General features: G+C 58.3%; 11 protein-coding genes. 8 read left to right on the forward strand and 3 right to left on the reverse strand.

Annotated features, from left to right (window positions below; translation table 11 throughout):
- Window positions 1-58 precede the first annotated feature (58 nt).
- Window positions 59-2,221, reverse strand: a complete 2,163-nt coding sequence (locus K5845_RS02225; protein ID WP_287958273.1) for a TonB-dependent receptor plug domain-containing protein — start codon at window positions 2,219-2,221, stop codon at window positions 59-61.
- 306 nt (window positions 2,222-2,527) lie between these two features.
- Between K5845_RS02225 and K5845_RS02230 the strand changes: the two genes are divergently transcribed.
- From K5845_RS02230 to K5845_RS02245, 4 genes are all read left to right on the forward strand, one after another.
- Window positions 2,528-3,817 carry an SDR family oxidoreductase gene (locus K5845_RS02230; RefSeq protein ID WP_090226758.1) on the forward strand — a complete coding sequence of 430 codons (1,290 nt, stop codon included), beginning with the start codon at window positions 2,528-2,530 and terminating at the stop codon, window positions 3,815-3,817.
- Window positions 3,817-4,290 carry a DUF2269 family protein gene (locus tag K5845_RS02235; RefSeq protein WP_287958275.1) on the forward strand — a complete coding sequence of 158 codons (474 nt, stop codon included), beginning with the start codon at window positions 3,817-3,819 and terminating at the stop codon, window positions 4,288-4,290. The genes K5845_RS02230 and K5845_RS02235 overlap by 1 nt, the downstream gene beginning before the upstream one ends.
- 58 nt (window positions 4,291-4,348) lie before the next feature.
- Window positions 4,349-5,092: a type 1 glutamine amidotransferase gene (locus K5845_RS02240; protein ID WP_287958276.1), complete on the forward strand. Its 744-nt coding sequence runs from the start codon at window positions 4,349-4,351 to the stop codon at window positions 5,090-5,092.
- A gap of 166 nt (window positions 5,093-5,258) precedes the next feature.
- A complete protein-coding gene (locus K5845_RS02245) occupies window positions 5,259-6,281 on the forward strand; it encodes a D-alanyl-D-alanine carboxypeptidase family protein (protein ID WP_046480060.1) in 1,023 nt (340 codons plus the stop codon).
- 42 nt (window positions 6,282-6,323) lie between these two features.
- On the opposite strand, the gene K5845_RS02250 is transcribed toward K5845_RS02245, so the two are convergent.
- Window positions 6,324-6,659 carry a hypothetical protein gene (locus tag K5845_RS02250; protein WP_090226763.1) on the reverse strand — a complete coding sequence of 112 codons (336 nt, stop codon included), beginning with the start codon at window positions 6,657-6,659 and terminating at the stop codon, window positions 6,324-6,326.
- A 279-nt stretch (window positions 6,660-6,938) separates the two neighbouring features.
- On the opposite strand from K5845_RS02250, the gene K5845_RS02255 reads away from it, so the two are divergent.
- Together K5845_RS02255 and K5845_RS02260 are read left to right on the forward strand one after the other, a co-directional pair.
- Entirely contained in the window at window positions 6,939-7,190 is a 252-nt protein-coding gene (locus tag K5845_RS02255; protein ID WP_287958277.1) for a hypothetical protein, read from the forward strand.
- A 15-nt stretch (window positions 7,191-7,205) separates the two neighbouring features.
- Window positions 7,206-8,651 (forward strand): lipopolysaccharide biosynthesis protein, encoded by a 1,446-nt coding sequence (locus K5845_RS02260; protein ID WP_287958279.1) that lies wholly within the window; start codon window positions 7,206-7,208, stop codon window positions 8,649-8,651.
- Window positions 8,652-8,821: 170 nt separating this feature from the next.
- On the opposite strand, the gene K5845_RS02265 is transcribed toward K5845_RS02260, so the two are convergent.
- Complete coding sequence (locus K5845_RS02265; RefSeq protein ID WP_287958280.1) at window positions 8,822-9,481, reverse strand: CAP domain-containing protein; 660 nt, start codon at window positions 9,479-9,481, stop codon at window positions 8,822-8,824.
- A 553-nt stretch (window positions 9,482-10,034) separates the two neighbouring features.
- Between K5845_RS02265 and K5845_RS02270 the strand changes: the two genes are divergently transcribed.
- Both K5845_RS02270 and K5845_RS02275 read left to right on the forward strand, forming a co-directional pair.
- Entirely contained in the window at window positions 10,035-11,165 is a 1,131-nt protein-coding gene (locus K5845_RS02270) for a hypothetical protein (protein WP_287958282.1), read from the forward strand.
- Window positions 11,166-11,203: 38 nt separating this feature from the next.
- A complete protein-coding gene (locus tag K5845_RS02275; RefSeq protein ID WP_287958283.1) occupies window positions 11,204-14,599 on the forward strand; it encodes a helicase HerA-like domain-containing protein in 3,396 nt (1,131 codons plus the stop codon).
- Window positions 14,600-14,793: the final 194 nt, after the last annotated feature.

Raw genomic sequence — 14,793 nt, forward strand, 5'->3', positions numbered from 1 at the left:
AAAGAAAAAGCCCTCTGCTGAACTTCCTGCAGAGGGCTTTTTCATTTTAAGGGGCTGCTTAGAGCTTCGTTCTCAAGCCGACATAGAATGTACGGCCCAGTTCCGGGTAGCCGAAGGAGTGCTCGTAGTTCTCATCGAGAAGGTTTTCCACCTTGCCGTAGATTTCGAACCGGCCATCCGCGATTTCCTGAGCCACGCCGAGATTGATGACGTGATAGTTGTCAAGTTCGAGAACGTCCGCGGGAACGATGCTATCGCGCGTGAGAGCCTTGCTGCCGGCAATATAGAGGTAGTCCGCCGAAAGGCTGAGCCCCGTATCGAAACGATAGAGAGCCGAGAACGTCAATTTGTGCTCAGGTCGATTCTGAAGTTCCTTTGTCGTGGCGCCGGGCGAAAGATTTTCTGAGTCAAGGTACGTGTAGCCTGAGACGAGTTCGAGCCCCGGAATACCTGCATAGTGAGCAGTCGCTTCAATGCCTCTGAAACGAAGCTCGGCAATGTTCTCAAAGCGATTGTTGTTGTTCTCAATGAAGTTCTCGGCATCTGTCTGGAACACACCGAAGCTCAGGAACGCATTCGCGAACGGAATTTGCTGTTCAATCGCAGCTTCGTAGTTCTGTGTGATTTCGGTTTGCAGATCCTCATTGCCGCGATCCACGTCATAGAGGTCGCGCAGCGTTGGAAACCTGATCTTGCGGGCGATCGATCCACGCAGAGCCGTTGTTTCGGTCAACGCGTAGCGCGTACCAAGCAGATACGTGTAGTCGCCGTCGGTTTCACCCGAGCGCTGTTGCGCTGCGTAACCACCGCCAACGACAAAGGACAGCCTGTCGGTTACCGCAAGCTCTTGCTCGAGGGCTGCTGAATAGACCTGCAGGTCGTGATCTTCGTCGAGGGGATTAACGGTGACGCCGGCTCCACCACCGCCACCACCTCCTCCTCCTCCTCCTCCGCCGCCGGAAGATTCAACGGAGAAGCCCGTCGAACGCCAAGACTCATTGCGCGCCTCCAACGCGAGAGTGAGGAGGTTTTCCCCAAAACGATACGCTGTCTGAACCCCGCCACCTGCAATGGTGGTCGTCGCGTCTTCGCTGAAGGCTCTGGCCTTTGCCTGGGTATTAAACCCGGCATCGTCGTAGTTGTTGGTGAGTTCGCGGAGCTGGTTGATGTAGGCCGTCGGGCGAATGGTCAGCCCGTTGCCGAGGTTGACGAGCCCAGACGTTTGTGCGCTGAAATTATCGTAGTCGTCGACGCGTTCGAACCGTGTCCTATTCGCAAAACGGCCCAGCCCCGTACTGCCCTGCAGTTGCGTGTTTGGCGGTTTGCCATATTCGCCGCCGCGGTAGTTGAGGCTGACACCCCATTGGACGTTATCCGATGGCTTCCAGACAAAGTTACCGTAAAGGGCGCGATCTTCGCGGTCGCTGTTCACCCGGCGATCGGTTGTTTGCAGGCTCGTGAAATCGAAGTCGTCAGAAAGATGAAAAGCCTTCTGGTCATAGGCCGATGCTGAGATAAATGCCTGGAAGGAGTCTGACCCATAGCTCGACGTCGCGCGGGCATGTTTCTCGTGACCGAAGCCCGCTCCGATGTCGGTCGTGGCATGCAGGCCTGGCGCGGCGCTCTTTGTGATGATGTCGATAACGGCCGCGTTGCCGCCGGGACCGTATAAGACTGAACTGCCGCCGCGCGTTATCTTGATGCGCGCGATGTTTTCTACGGGAATGGACCTTGGGTCGAACTGACCGTCGAAGGTTGAGTTCAGCGGCACGCCGTCAATCAGCAACAAAACATTTCGCGTGCGGAGACCGCGCACATCGATGCGGGGGACACCATCGCCACCGTTGCGGACGTAGAGGCCCGGGACCAAGCCGATGGCCTGATCCAGAGTCTGCGCATTGGAGCGTTTGATTTCCTCAGCCGTGACTTCCTGGACCGTAGTCACCTGCTCGACGACTCGATCAGATTGCGTGCGGCGAAAGCCCGTTTGGCCGATTTGCTCTGTGCTGCTTGCCGTGGCGGGAGCGGGAGCGGCTGGGAACGAACCTTGGTCGGGCTGGGCGGAAGCGGCGGTAGAAGAGCCAGAAGAACTCGCCGCCGCTGGGGCCGTCGGCTTGCTGATTATGATCGCGGGGAGTTCGTATTGCTCTTGGGCAACTGCCGGGGACAGGACACAAACATTAGCCGCGAGCGTTGCGACAGTTACGCCGTACTTACGCATGGTACGCACTACCCTTATTTTTTATGTAATTTTCGACATGATATGCAGTGCCCCTATGACGCCGCAATCGTGCATTGGCGGAATGCTGTATAGTGTTGCTTTGCTCCCACACATTTTCATCATAACGGAATTCATGCAGCTTATTGGCACGTTGCGCCGAGCGTTGGCCGCCAACCGATGCGTCTCCGCAATCCTGTTCGTGATCGCGTTGCATTTCTTCCGGATAGAACAGCGAGCGATTAGGTTTGACGTTTTAGATCGCCGCTTAGACTTCTATCGACGGGCCGCGATATCTCAGGGGGGCATATGAGGGTTCTCGTTACCGGTGCAGCGGGCCTGATCGGTTCTGGAATTTGTGCCCGCTTGGCAGCGGACGGACACGAGGTCACCGCGCTTGTCCGGCCGGGAACCAAGATTGTTCCGGCCAGTGCCCAACAGCATCGCGAGTTGAACGTCGCAAAAGCGATCACGCCGGAGGATTGGCTGGAGCCGCTGGCTGGTATCGATGCCATCGTCAACTGCGCGGGCGTCCTACAAGACAGTATCCGCGACAGCACGCACGATGTTCACGTCACCGGTGCGATTGCGATGTTCGCTGCGTGCGAAAGACTTGGACTCCGCAAGGTCATCCAGATTTCAGCGATCGGCGCCGACCGCCAGCAAGTGTCGGCCTTCTCGGAAAGTAAAATGACCGGCGACCGAGCGTTGATGGATCGCGACCTTGACTGGGTGGTCTTGCGGCCCTCCGTCGTATTGGGGCGGCAAGTGTATGGCGCCAGCGCGCTGATGCGCGGTCTCGCATCTTTGCCGTTGCTACCTCTGATGCCGCAAACCGGCGCGCTACAATCCGTTCAACTGGAAGACGTGGCCGCTACCGTATCATTCTTTCTCGATCCCTCTGCGCCGTCTCGCGTGGAACTGGATCTTGTTGGTCCGGAGCGGCAATCGCTTGAAGACGTCGTGGGCTTATATCGGAAATGGCTCGGATGGCCACCGGCGCGAACCATCGCGTTACCCGACTGGACGATGACACCGCTTTATTGGCTGGGCGATCTTGCCGGTTGGCTTGGGTGGCGGCCTCCCCTGCGCACAACCGCTCGGCGCGAGTTGGCGCGCGGCGTCGCGGGTGAAGCGCAAGCGTGGAGTGACCTGACGGGCATCAAGCCAGCGTCCCTCCCCGCCGCTCTCGCGAAGTATCCGTCGACGGTGCAGGAACGCTGGTTCGCACGGCTCTATCTTCCACGCGTTGCTGTACTCGTTGCGTTGGCAATGTTTTGGGTTGCAACAGGCCTCATAACGCTGACTACGGGTTTCGCTGCTTCCGTGGAAACGATGTACCGAGCCGGTGCAGGAGCGCTCGCCGAGGTCGGTGCAATTGCGGGAGCTCTCGCCGATATCTGCGTAGGACTTGCCATTGTCTATCGTCCAACGGCGCGACGCGGGCTCTATGCGGCAATGGGACTGGCTGCGGTCTATCTCGTAGCAGGAACGGTCCTACTGCCGGACTTATGGAGCGATCCGCTCGGGCCGTTCGTGAAAGTCGTGCCGATCTTCGTGCTGCACTGGGTCGCGCTCGCGATCCTAGAGGAGCGTTGATGGATTACTTTCTCCTGAAGTTCCTGCACATCATCGGTGCTGCCGTACTTCTCGGAACGGGCGCGGGGATCGCGTTCTTCATGCTCGCCGCACATCGCACCGGCAACACCGCGACCATTGCTGCGGTCGCGCGTATCGTCGTCATCGCGGATTTTGTGTTCACAGCAACGGCTGTCGTTGCACAGCCTATCAGCGGCGCTGCGCTCGCGTGGCAGGCGGGGTACTCACTCTTGGAAGGATGGATTGTCGTATCCTTGCTCCTGTATGTGGTGACGGGTGCTTTCTGGCTGCCTGTCGTCTGGATGCAGATCGAGATGCGCGACCTCGCCTGTGCTGCGGCCTTGCGTAGTGAAGAATTGCCATCGCGTTATCACGCGCTGTTTCGGCTATGGTTCATTTTCGGGTTTCCAGCCTTCGGTGCGGTGCTGACAATCCTGTGGCTGATGATCTCGAGACCCGCGATCGTTTGGTAGTTTCCGCCATTTGGTTGGAGCCAATGTTGCGGCGATGGAGACGAGTAAGTGAGGGAAAATGCGTATCTTGGTGTTTCAACATCTCGCTGTGGAGCACACGGGAGTCCTCGGTGACTTCTGGCGTCAAGCCGGACACGAGGAGCATGTCGTTGAACTCGGCGAAGGAGAAACGATCCCGGCGCTTGAAGACTTCGATATCTTGACCGTCATGGGCGGCCCGATGGATGTCTGGCAGGAAGACGCCCATCCCTGGCTCGTTCCTGAGAAGGCTGCAATCCGCCGTTGGGTCCGTGATATGGGGCGCCCTTACCTCGGCATCTGTCTTGGTCATCAGCTTCTCGCCGATGCACTTGGCGGTGAGGTCTCGTTGATGAAAGCATCCGAAGTCGGTCTTGCCACAGTCGCCCTTACCGAGGCGGGGCGTGCCGATCCTGCTCTGGCTGGCGTTCCGCCTGAGCTTGAAACCTTCCAATGGCACAGCGCAGAGGTCTCGAAGTTGCCGGCGGGGTGCGAAGTCCTTGCCGCCAATGCAGCATGCCCGACGCAAGCGATCCGATGGGGCAAATGGGCTTACGGCTTTCAGTACCACATGGAAATAACCGGCAGCACCGTCAGCGACTGGGAACAAATTCCGGAATATAAAGCTAGTCTTAATGAGGCTCTCGGACCTGAGAAGGCCGCCCGCCTCTCGACTGACGTTGAAGCACAACTTCGGGGCTTTCACCGGACGGCGCGGCTGTTGAGCGATAATCTCTTGTCGTTAATCGCCTCAGCTCGGCCAACAGCGTCAGAAAAAGCCTGAGTTTTGGGGCCGCACGGAAGGTTTGCGTCCGTTTTGAAGTGCGGCTTCATGTCCACAAGGGTAAAAGTGTTCGCCGCGCACGCATTGCCCGGCCTTTGGAACCTGTGTTACTTCCGATTTTATGGGAACACTCTTGCGACGTCTGGCAAGCTCTGGGATTTCGATTATGCGCTATCTCATCGCGGCATTGGTGCCGTTCGTCAGTGCAGCGCTGATGAACGAGACGGCGGCGGCCGGCCCTGCTCTGCTGTTTGAAGCCAGCACCGGCAAAATTCTCTATTCCGAGAGCATGGATAACCAGTGGCATCCGGCATCACTGACGAAGATTATGACGGCCTATCTCGTCTTCGAGGATCTCAAGGCTGGTAAAATCAAGCTCGACACTAAGATCACCTGTACCGAGCGCGCTTATCAGGAGCCTCCCAGCAAGGTTGGTCTTCCCGTTGGCGCTGAACTAACGATCGACACTGCGCTTAAATCTCTCATCGTCAAATCCGCCAATGACGTTGCGGTGATGCTCGCTGAAGAGCTCGGGCCTACGTACGATCAATTCATCAATCGCATGAACACCACGGCCAAGCGGCTCGGCATGACGCGGACGCATTTCAACAATCCGAATGGACTGCCTGATGATGCGCAGGTCACCACGGCGCGGGACTTAGCTAAGCTCTCGCGCGCCATTGTCACAGAGTTCCCGGAATATTCGGCTTATTGGTCGATGTCGGCCTTTCAGCTCGGCAAGCAACGGCTCGGGTCGCACAACGGGCTGCTCAACACCTTTGAAGGCGCGGATGGCTTGAAGACCGGCTTCATCTGCGACTCCGGCTTCAATGTCGTGGCGAGTGCGACGCGTGACGGGCGCAAATTAATGGCCGTTGTTCTAGGTGAGCCTTCTGGAAAGGACCGCACGATCCGCGCGGCCAGTCTCCTGGAGCACGGCTTTCGCCACTACGGCTGGAAAGAACTTTTCAACACCACAAGCATCGACAATATGCCTATCGCCGCAGACGCGGAGGGGGTGCACAGCGTGCGTCACACCGTGACGGCCTGGACGTGTGGCAACCGTGCGCAGGCGAGGAAGCTTCGGGCTGCGAAGGTCAAAGTCAAGCAGGCCAGGGCGGCACAGAGGGCTAAACCCGTGCAGGCCTCCGTTCCTCCCCCCGCAAAAGCTGCATCCGTCGCCAATTGAGAAGAACTTACTGGTTGCCGAGACAGAGACGGGATTTGCTCTTCAGACAATAAGATCCAACGGGCCTTCCTCATAGGGACAACCGGGCGCCGGGAACTCCCATGGCTGGTCGGAGCGGCCTGCCTCACTGCCACCGTTGGGGCCGGCTAAGCCGCTGTCAGCATCGGGGCTGACTTTTGTGGATGGAGCAGGGTCATCTTTCTTTGCGGACGGCGGCACGTCGACCGATTGAACCGTAACGATCTGTGTTATCGCCTTTGCATCCGCCGCTAGAGCGGGACTTGCCGCAATACTGATCTGCACGGCTGCAACCACCGCGCAAATGACGTGCCCTGCTCTTACTCTGTTCAAGACACTGGCCACGCTTTCGCCCTCCATACGGCGCCTCCTCACGAGGGTACGCCCGGCTCTACATGTCAAGTTGTAAAGCTCACTGCATGCGCCGTCCAACGCTGTCTGCGCAGCAAAGCAATCCAATCGTAATCTTAGCACGCTAAACAGGTGAACGCGCATTCGTTAGGCGGCGGGCACTTCTTTGAATCATCACATCAAAATATGTCATCGCGCGTACTACGCTCAATTCACGGTACGCCGCGATCCTTTGGCTCCGAACTTGCTTTTTCGTTGCTCAGAACAGCAAACAGAAAGAAGCACAGGATGGAGACCAACTGGAAATCAGGCGAAGCTGCCGACGAGTCCGCATGCGAACATGAATGCATGGCGGCCACTCTTGAAGCCCAGCACGGCATCTATGCCGCTGAAGTCGCAGACTTTTTCTCCAGCCTCCACCATCGGCAAGGAAATGCCGTTCGGGCTTTGGCATGGGCTGGAGTCGCCAACCTTGTCCGGCGTCGGGCGAGGGAACGTACGGGGCAGGATATCCAAACAACGGCCCTGCTCGCGTCCTAATTCGAGACACCTTGTATGACCTCACGTGACACACAGTCAGCGGCACTCGCCCCTGACGGCAAGCTTGTTGGCACGGCCAATACGATCTCGCACAGGCATCCGGTCGCCGCTATCGTGGCGCGTGGTAAATCATTCGTTGCGAGCGTTGCCTCTGGTACGGATGAGCGTGCGCGTTCTCAACGCAACGCTGTGACCGCTTTTGCGATCCGTGTCATCAGCGCGGGCCTGCTTTATATCACACAGATCCTGCTCGCCCGCTGGATGGGCGGGTACGAGTACGGCATCTACGTGTTCGTGTGGACGTGGGTTCTCGTGCTTGGCGGACTATCGCCGCTCGGACTCAATATGGTCGTCATACGAATGGTGCCTGAATATCGCGAGACCGGTGATTTGGCGCGACTACGCGGCCTCACGCACGGCTGCAGTCTTTTCGTACTCACGGTCGGAAGTACCGTGGCCCTCGTGGGTATCGCCGGGCTCTGGCTCTTACAGGATTTCGTCGCCAGCTACTATTTGCTTCCTGGCTATCTGGCCCTGATCTGCGTGCCTCTTTACGCGCTCGGCGATCTTCAGGATGGGCTTGGCCGTGGCCGCGGCTGGATGAGTTCAGCGTTGGTCCCGCCCTACATCATCCGCCCGCTGATGCTGCTCATCGCAATGGTCGTAGCGCATGATATCGGGCTTGAGATGTCTGCCGCGACCGCGGCAGGTGCTGCCATTCTCGCGACCTGGTTTTCCGCAATCCTTCAAACCGTGCTGATCGGGCGGCGCGTTGCCGCTGAGATCCCGGCCGACCATTCTCCTCCCAGAGCGTATGACTTCCGGCGCTGGCTAAAGACCTCCGCGCCTCTTTTTGTGATCGCAGCCTGCGAGTTGATGCTTCAGAACGCTGACGTACTTATCGTCTCGACGTATCTGAGCCCGACGGAGGTTGGAATTTATTTTGCCGCCGCCAAGACCATGAGCTTGATCATGTTCGTTCACTACGCGGTGGGCAGCGCGGTCGCGAACCAGTTTTCAGCCCTTAATGCACGCGGTGATCGATCCGCGCTTGTTGCTTGCGCCCGCGATGCCGTGCATTGGACCTTCTGGCCTTCACTTGCCGCTGCTGGCGTCATCCTGGCGCTTGGACACCCGCTCTTGTGGCTGTTCGGGCCGCAGTTCACGAGCGGTTTTCCTGTGATGCTTATCCTCGTCGTCGGCTTTCTCTTCCGCTCGGCCCTGGGACCAGCGGAGTTTCTTCTCAATATGCTGGGGGAGCAGACGCGTTGTGCGGCTGCGATGGTGGTGACCGCAGCGTTCAGTGTCGGGCTCAATCTGATCCTGGTGCCACGCTATGGATTGATAGGCGCGGCCATCGGAACGTCTACCTCGCTCGTCCTTCTGTCTGTGTTGCAATACATGATCGTCCGCAAACGGCTTGGATTGGATATTGCCATCTGGCGTCTGGGGACGCGTTAGCGGAATTGGCCGGACGCCGAGCGCACACGACGCGGCTACGACTTGGGAAACAAAGCCAATCCCCAATCCGCAACTTGGTAAAGTTGCCGTTTTCTCAAAGGTGGAGTTTGGCTTTTGTGTTGGGCAGACCGACCCACAGGGCGCCAGATGCGCGCCCTATCCGACCGAAATCACATGGACGCGCCGATGACCAACGTCCAGAAGGACTTGAATTCCGTGCGCGGATCTTGAACGAGGGCCACGCCTGCGTGGCGCGCATCGGCCAGCAGAAGATTCTTATTGTGGCCTGCGCTTTCCTTCCAGCCGCGTAGAACTTCGTCAAACGTCGACTGGCCCGTGCCGACATTCTCGGCCGCCAAGCTCGCCTTGTACCCTGCCCGCTTAACGCGATCCCAGGGGTTCGAACCGTCGGAACCAAAATGCGAAATGCGGTCCCACTTCGCGAGATCGCGCGCATGAGCCTTAGCAGCTGCTGTTAATTGTGCGTTGAGCTTCAGCGGCTTTAGGCCTTTGTCAGCGCGATACTGATTGATAAGCGCCAGCGCTTTTGCTGGATCCAGGCTCGTGTGGGAATAATCCCGGTCAGCAAGAGCGCCTTTCGGTGCCGTTTCATAGGAACCAGGCGGCATGCGGTCATCGTGTGCGGCGACCTGCGTGCCCGGCGCGGGACGGCCCGTCGCTGATTTGCCGCCAAGGCCTAAGGACGGCGACATGGGTGTGAGGGAGGAAGTGTCGCCGGTATCGGCGAAACTCGTAGACACGGCGCTAGGGCCGATGCCGCAGCTAGCGGTCAGCACGCTCACAAGAATTAGTACTGCTACTCGAACCATCTATCTAACTCCCGCATTGGTACGCGCGGTGACACCCGCCAACCATTGCAGCTAGCTGTTAACGCCGCGTTAACGCTAATAATTTCAAATAGAAGGGAATCTAATTCAGGTTCTATGCAACGTTTACTGTCGTTACCCGCACCGTTACCGGCTCCACCTTGGCGAGCAGCTCAATACACGTGCGATCAAATCCCCTCTCGGCAGCGTATTTACCCGTAACAAGTTGTCGCGAATTGGGCGAAGAGCGGGCAAAAGGCCGACGAAGCTAAGCACTGAACCCGTGATAACTCGCGTTAACTTCCTGGGTACCGAGCATAAAATAGGATCAACCTATTTCGGTGCCGTACCCCAGCCATCTGGCCCTACAGGAAAGATGCACAGCTCAACAATAAACAGGGCATGCAACCCAGGGGGGTTGGAACAGCCGCGTCAATCGACGACAATGCAGGCGAATCGTCCGGTGATTCGCGCGTCCGGCCCGATCCGATTGCGCCTGAACTGCCCTCGAAGCAGTCGCGAAAAAAGCTTGAGGAGTCGACGGGGATCCACGCGAATGACAGCTGCCAGCAGCACATTTCGCAATAGCGACAAGAACGCACCGGCGGTGCCGTTCAAGCGCGCACTCATGCTCGTGCGGATTGCCTGCAGCGGTGGCGCAACCCGCGCGGAAATTATGCGCGACCTCGGGCCAATCTTCACACACAAGCTTTCTCCTGGCGAATGGCGGCAACTCGTTACAGACGCAAATGCTGAACTCCTCGCGCAAGGTCTTGCCGTGCAGTCGCGCGGGCGAATGACGGTAAGCTCGATCGGTCGCGAAGCCGCAGACACCTTCCTCGGGCGCAAAGGATCGACATCGGGCTCGTGGCAGGACGTTCGCGACGGGCGGCTGGTCGCCAAAGCGCTTGGGCTCAATGACCTCGGTCCCAAGCGCATCAAGGAGTTGCAGCGACCAGATGGCCTTCGTGCCTTGATTATCCAGAAGGCTTTCGGTTTGCCGCTCAATGGCTCTCAAACCGTAAGCAAACTGCGTGCTCAGTTGGCGGTCGTGGCGCTGGAACGCGCTTTCGGAAACAAGATCAAGACAGGGCTCGGCGCAGGCTCTGGTTTTTCGGCGCAAGCGGGGCGCATGCTCGCCGGTCAACTTTCGATACGTCCCCGCGACTTCGGCTCTGATGCCAAGCTCGTCGCGGCGCTGGCGGCAGAGGCCGTTGACGCGCGCCAAACCGACTTAGAATCACTGCGCGGCGCGATTTTACGCCGTCTCGCGCAGTCTGCCCTGAGCGAACGCGTAGACACCGACGTGCCCGCGCCGGTATTGCGACAGGCGGCAAATGATGCCGGATTGCCTGGCGCGGCGATGCCCGCAAACAGGCGCCCTGATCCGGCAAGCTTTGCGCGCCACGTTCAGACCGCAGCGCAGGGATGTGCAGAAGGCTGGTCGGGGAACCGTAAGGCCCTCATCATGCGGGTTTGGAACGCAATAGCCGCACAACATCCCGAGTGGGGGCTATCTGAAATCGAGTTTAAATGCATGCTTGGGGAAGCCCATCGGGCGGGGCACCTTGCTCTCGCCAGCGCGGACCTTAAAGACAAGCGCAATGCCGACGAGCTCAATGCCTCTGCCGTAACCTACAAAAATACGGTCTGGCATCTTGTCCGCGTCGAAGACGTGGACTCGTGACAGCGACGCAAATTGGCCATTCAAGGAATCATTGTTTGATGCAGCAGCGGGCGCAAGAAGCTATCGCACCGGACCGGATGGCCGAGGCTTTCGAGCATTCGATCACCTGGGAAGACGATATCTGGCGGGCTGACCCAGTCGATGTCGAACAGGTGCACGCGAAAGCGCGCAAAAAGTTCGCCGACGTCATCGAGGCTGTCACGAAGGACGGCACCGCGCAGGCGCGTATCCTTTTGTTTCACGGACAATCTGGCGCCGGTAAAACGCACCTGATCCGCGCGCTACGTACGAGCGCACACCGGCAACAGAAGGCGTACTTCGGCTACGCTCAGATGACGCCGGACGTGAGCAACTACGCCGACTACTTTCTGCGCCGGCTGATTCATTCACTGGAAAAGTCCTATAACCCGGATGAAAGTAGCGATAGCGGACTGACACGCCTGACGGATCGCTTGCTGGCGACATGTACGTCGTTGGCCCAAACCGACCTCACAGCGCTGCGCGAAAAAGATCTGGACAGCGCGGACCTTGCACGGCTCGTCCTGAAACTTTCTGACGAAATCGTTGCTTCACCGGAGTTCAGTGCGGAAGAGCCGGACGTCAATATCGTTCGCGCATTGCTTTATTTGCAGCGACGTGACCCGCGCATCGATCAGCGCGTTCGCCAATATCTGTACGGCCGGCAATTGACGCCCCTTGCTCACGAAGCGGTCGCGGCCCTTGACCCGAACGAGGGAGAGGGGCGCGCCTTCGAGATTATCGCGGCGCTCGGTCAGCTTATGAAGATCGTCGACGATGCGGCGCTCGTCTTCTGCATCGATCAGGTCGAAGATTTGATCAACTTCCCGGATCCGGAAGTGCGCTTCCAAAAGGCGATCGGCGATCTCATGCAGATCACGAACCGGGTCGGCAGCGCCATCATCATCATTTCATGTCTCGATGATTTCTATGACCGCGTGCGTGAGCCGTTGGCGCAATCCTTTAGGGATCGTATCGAGAAGTCTGGCCCTGTCGCGCTTTATGAAAGCCGCTCGGCGGAAGAAGCGCGACTCATCATCGCCAAGCGGCTCGAGCATCAAGCCGAAACCCAGGGGGGTGGCCTTTCGTTTCCAGATGCGAGCGCATTTTTTGGCCCCTCTTTCTTCGAGGAGTTCGCCGGGCTTTCGACGCGACGTTTGTTAGAGCATGCACAGAATCGGTTGAGCGCTCAGACAAATGACGGGGACTCCGCGGAAGAAGTGGAGGAGCGTGAAACCACAAGCTTCATCTCCACCCTTGCGGAAGCTCTCGGCTTTGGCTCCGGACCGGCCGAGCGCGCACCTCACCCATTTTCGAAGATCGACTATCGCGAGATCTGGGAGCGCTTCCAAAGCCAATCCGAAGCCGAGATTCCGTCCGACGATGGCGAGATGATGGATGCGATGGTCGCGGCGCTTCAGTTGGCACGCGAAGAGTGGGGTGGCGCAATCACGCTTAATGTCGAGCGTGTCGAAGTGGCTGACGATCTCCCGGCCATTGATCTTTCGCTGCGGCATGCGTCAGGATTGGAATCTGAAACTCGAGTCTTCTTGTGCAACCGGCCGACGCAAGGTGGCGGCCTGAAGCGACAGCTCGACAAGGTGCTTGGCGCGATGCACGCCAAGACATGCTTCATGCTGCGCGCCTCGGACTTCCCTCCGAACAAGAAGAACCAAACTGCCCAGGCGTTCCGCAAATTCCGGGATGCGGGCGGCCGATCGATTCTGGTTCCCATCCCCGAATGGGAGCGCATGATCATGGTCCGCGAGTTTTATGCGCACCATCGCGCAGATCCTGGCTTCACGAAATGGTTTGAAAACGCGAAGCTCCTGTCAAATCTGATCGCAGTCATTCAGCTTTTGCGTCTCGACCTTCTCGGTCGCCCGTTGCCAGCTACGACTGGCGGCGTGAAGGCACGCACCAAGCCTAACCTGCGCGCGGTGACGTCAAATGAGCCCGCACTGATCGATGGCTATGAGAGTGTTACCGAGCCTGAGGCTCTTGCGCTCGCCGGTGGCAGCGAAGCACCTTGGGGGCCGGCCGAGAGCCTCGACGCGCCGCCAGTCCCGGCCAATGATGACGATCTGCCGATGTCGCAGATTCTCGACGAAAACGGCTTTGAGACAGGAAGTATCTATTCAGGCCGCGAACTTACGGCACAAGGCAGGCCGATTACACTTAATCTCAATGTGATGAAGCGCCACTCGGCGGTGCTCGGCGGTTCGGGCTCCGGTAAAACGACTCTCGCACTCACGCTGATCGAGCAGCTTCTGCTACGCGGCATCCCCGCTGTATTGATCGACCGGAAGGGTGACCTTTGTTCTTATGCGAACCCAGATGTCTGGCGCTCTTTGGTTGATGAATGCACAGAACGACAATCGGACCGTGAAAAGCTTGCGGATGCGATTGACGTCGCGGTTTACACACCGGGGCGTGCGTCTGGCCGGCCGATCTCGATCACGCTTCTCCCCAACGGGATCAGCGAACTTCCCGAACATGAGCAACAGTTGCTCGCGAACCTATCGTCCGCGGCGCTTGGCGAGATGCTGCACCTGAAGAACTCGGCAACTCACCAGAAGCAGTCCGGGACGCTTTCGGTTGCACTTAAAATTCTCGGCAGCCGGTCCGCTAAAGAAGTGACGCTAAGCGATCTCATTTCGCTGCTCGAAGAAGAAGATCCAGAATTAACGGATCTGACGCAGCGTATGGATCCGTCCGGCAAGATCCGCCGCGATCTCGTAGCTCAGCTCGATAGCCTCCGCCATCGCAACTCCTCGCTGTTTGACGGAGGCGGCGAGCCGATGAGTATGGAGTCCTTCCTTGGTCTGGGTGCGTTCGCGCGGCCTAACCGCACGCGCCTGTCGATCATCTATACTGGCTTCCTGGGCGACAACGAGAACATCCTGTTCTGGGTTTCGCAGTTTTTGTCGGAAGCGCTACGTTTTTGCCAGCGCAACCCGAACGACGAACTGCAGGCTGTCGTGATGTTCGACGAAGCCGACCTGTATATCCCTGCCAACGCAAAGCCGGCGACCGCCGAGCCACTGCAGAGCCTTTTGAAACGCGCCCGTTCGGCCGGTCTCGGCTTGATGCTCGCAACTCAGTCACCGGGCGACCTTGACTACAAGAGCCGCGATCAGATCACGAGTTGGTTCATCGGTCGCGTTCGCGAAGATACGGCCCTTCGCAAACTCAAAGCCGCTTTCCAGAGCGAAAGTGGGCTTGATCCCGCTGCCGTTCTTCCTGGTCAAACGGTGGGCGAATTCCACCTCGTTCAGGAAGGGCTTGTACGCCCGATGAAGGCTCAACGATCGCTTATCACCGCCGAACAGGTCCCCTTCGACCGCATCGAACAGCTGTCGCGGGAAACGAAGGGGTTGGACGAGGGGCAGCTGCGTCTATTCGACGTGAAGTAAACCCTTCACAGATCGCATCATGATGGGGGGCGATGCAGCCTCCCGCATGTTCTTGCTAATGCTCATCACGGAGAAAAATCTGTGTTTCGGGCTTTCGCAAGCGCGAAGGCAACGATGTAAATTTGCAACAAAATTGCCAAGCTGGTGAAAATTTCGGCTGAGTTGCCTCGTTTTCCCACAGCCTCAAAGATAGT

Source organism: Filomicrobium sp., from assembly GCF_025698805.1.
GTDB classification, from domain to species: domain Bacteria; phylum Pseudomonadota; class Alphaproteobacteria; order Rhizobiales; family Hyphomicrobiaceae; genus Filomicrobium; species Filomicrobium insigne.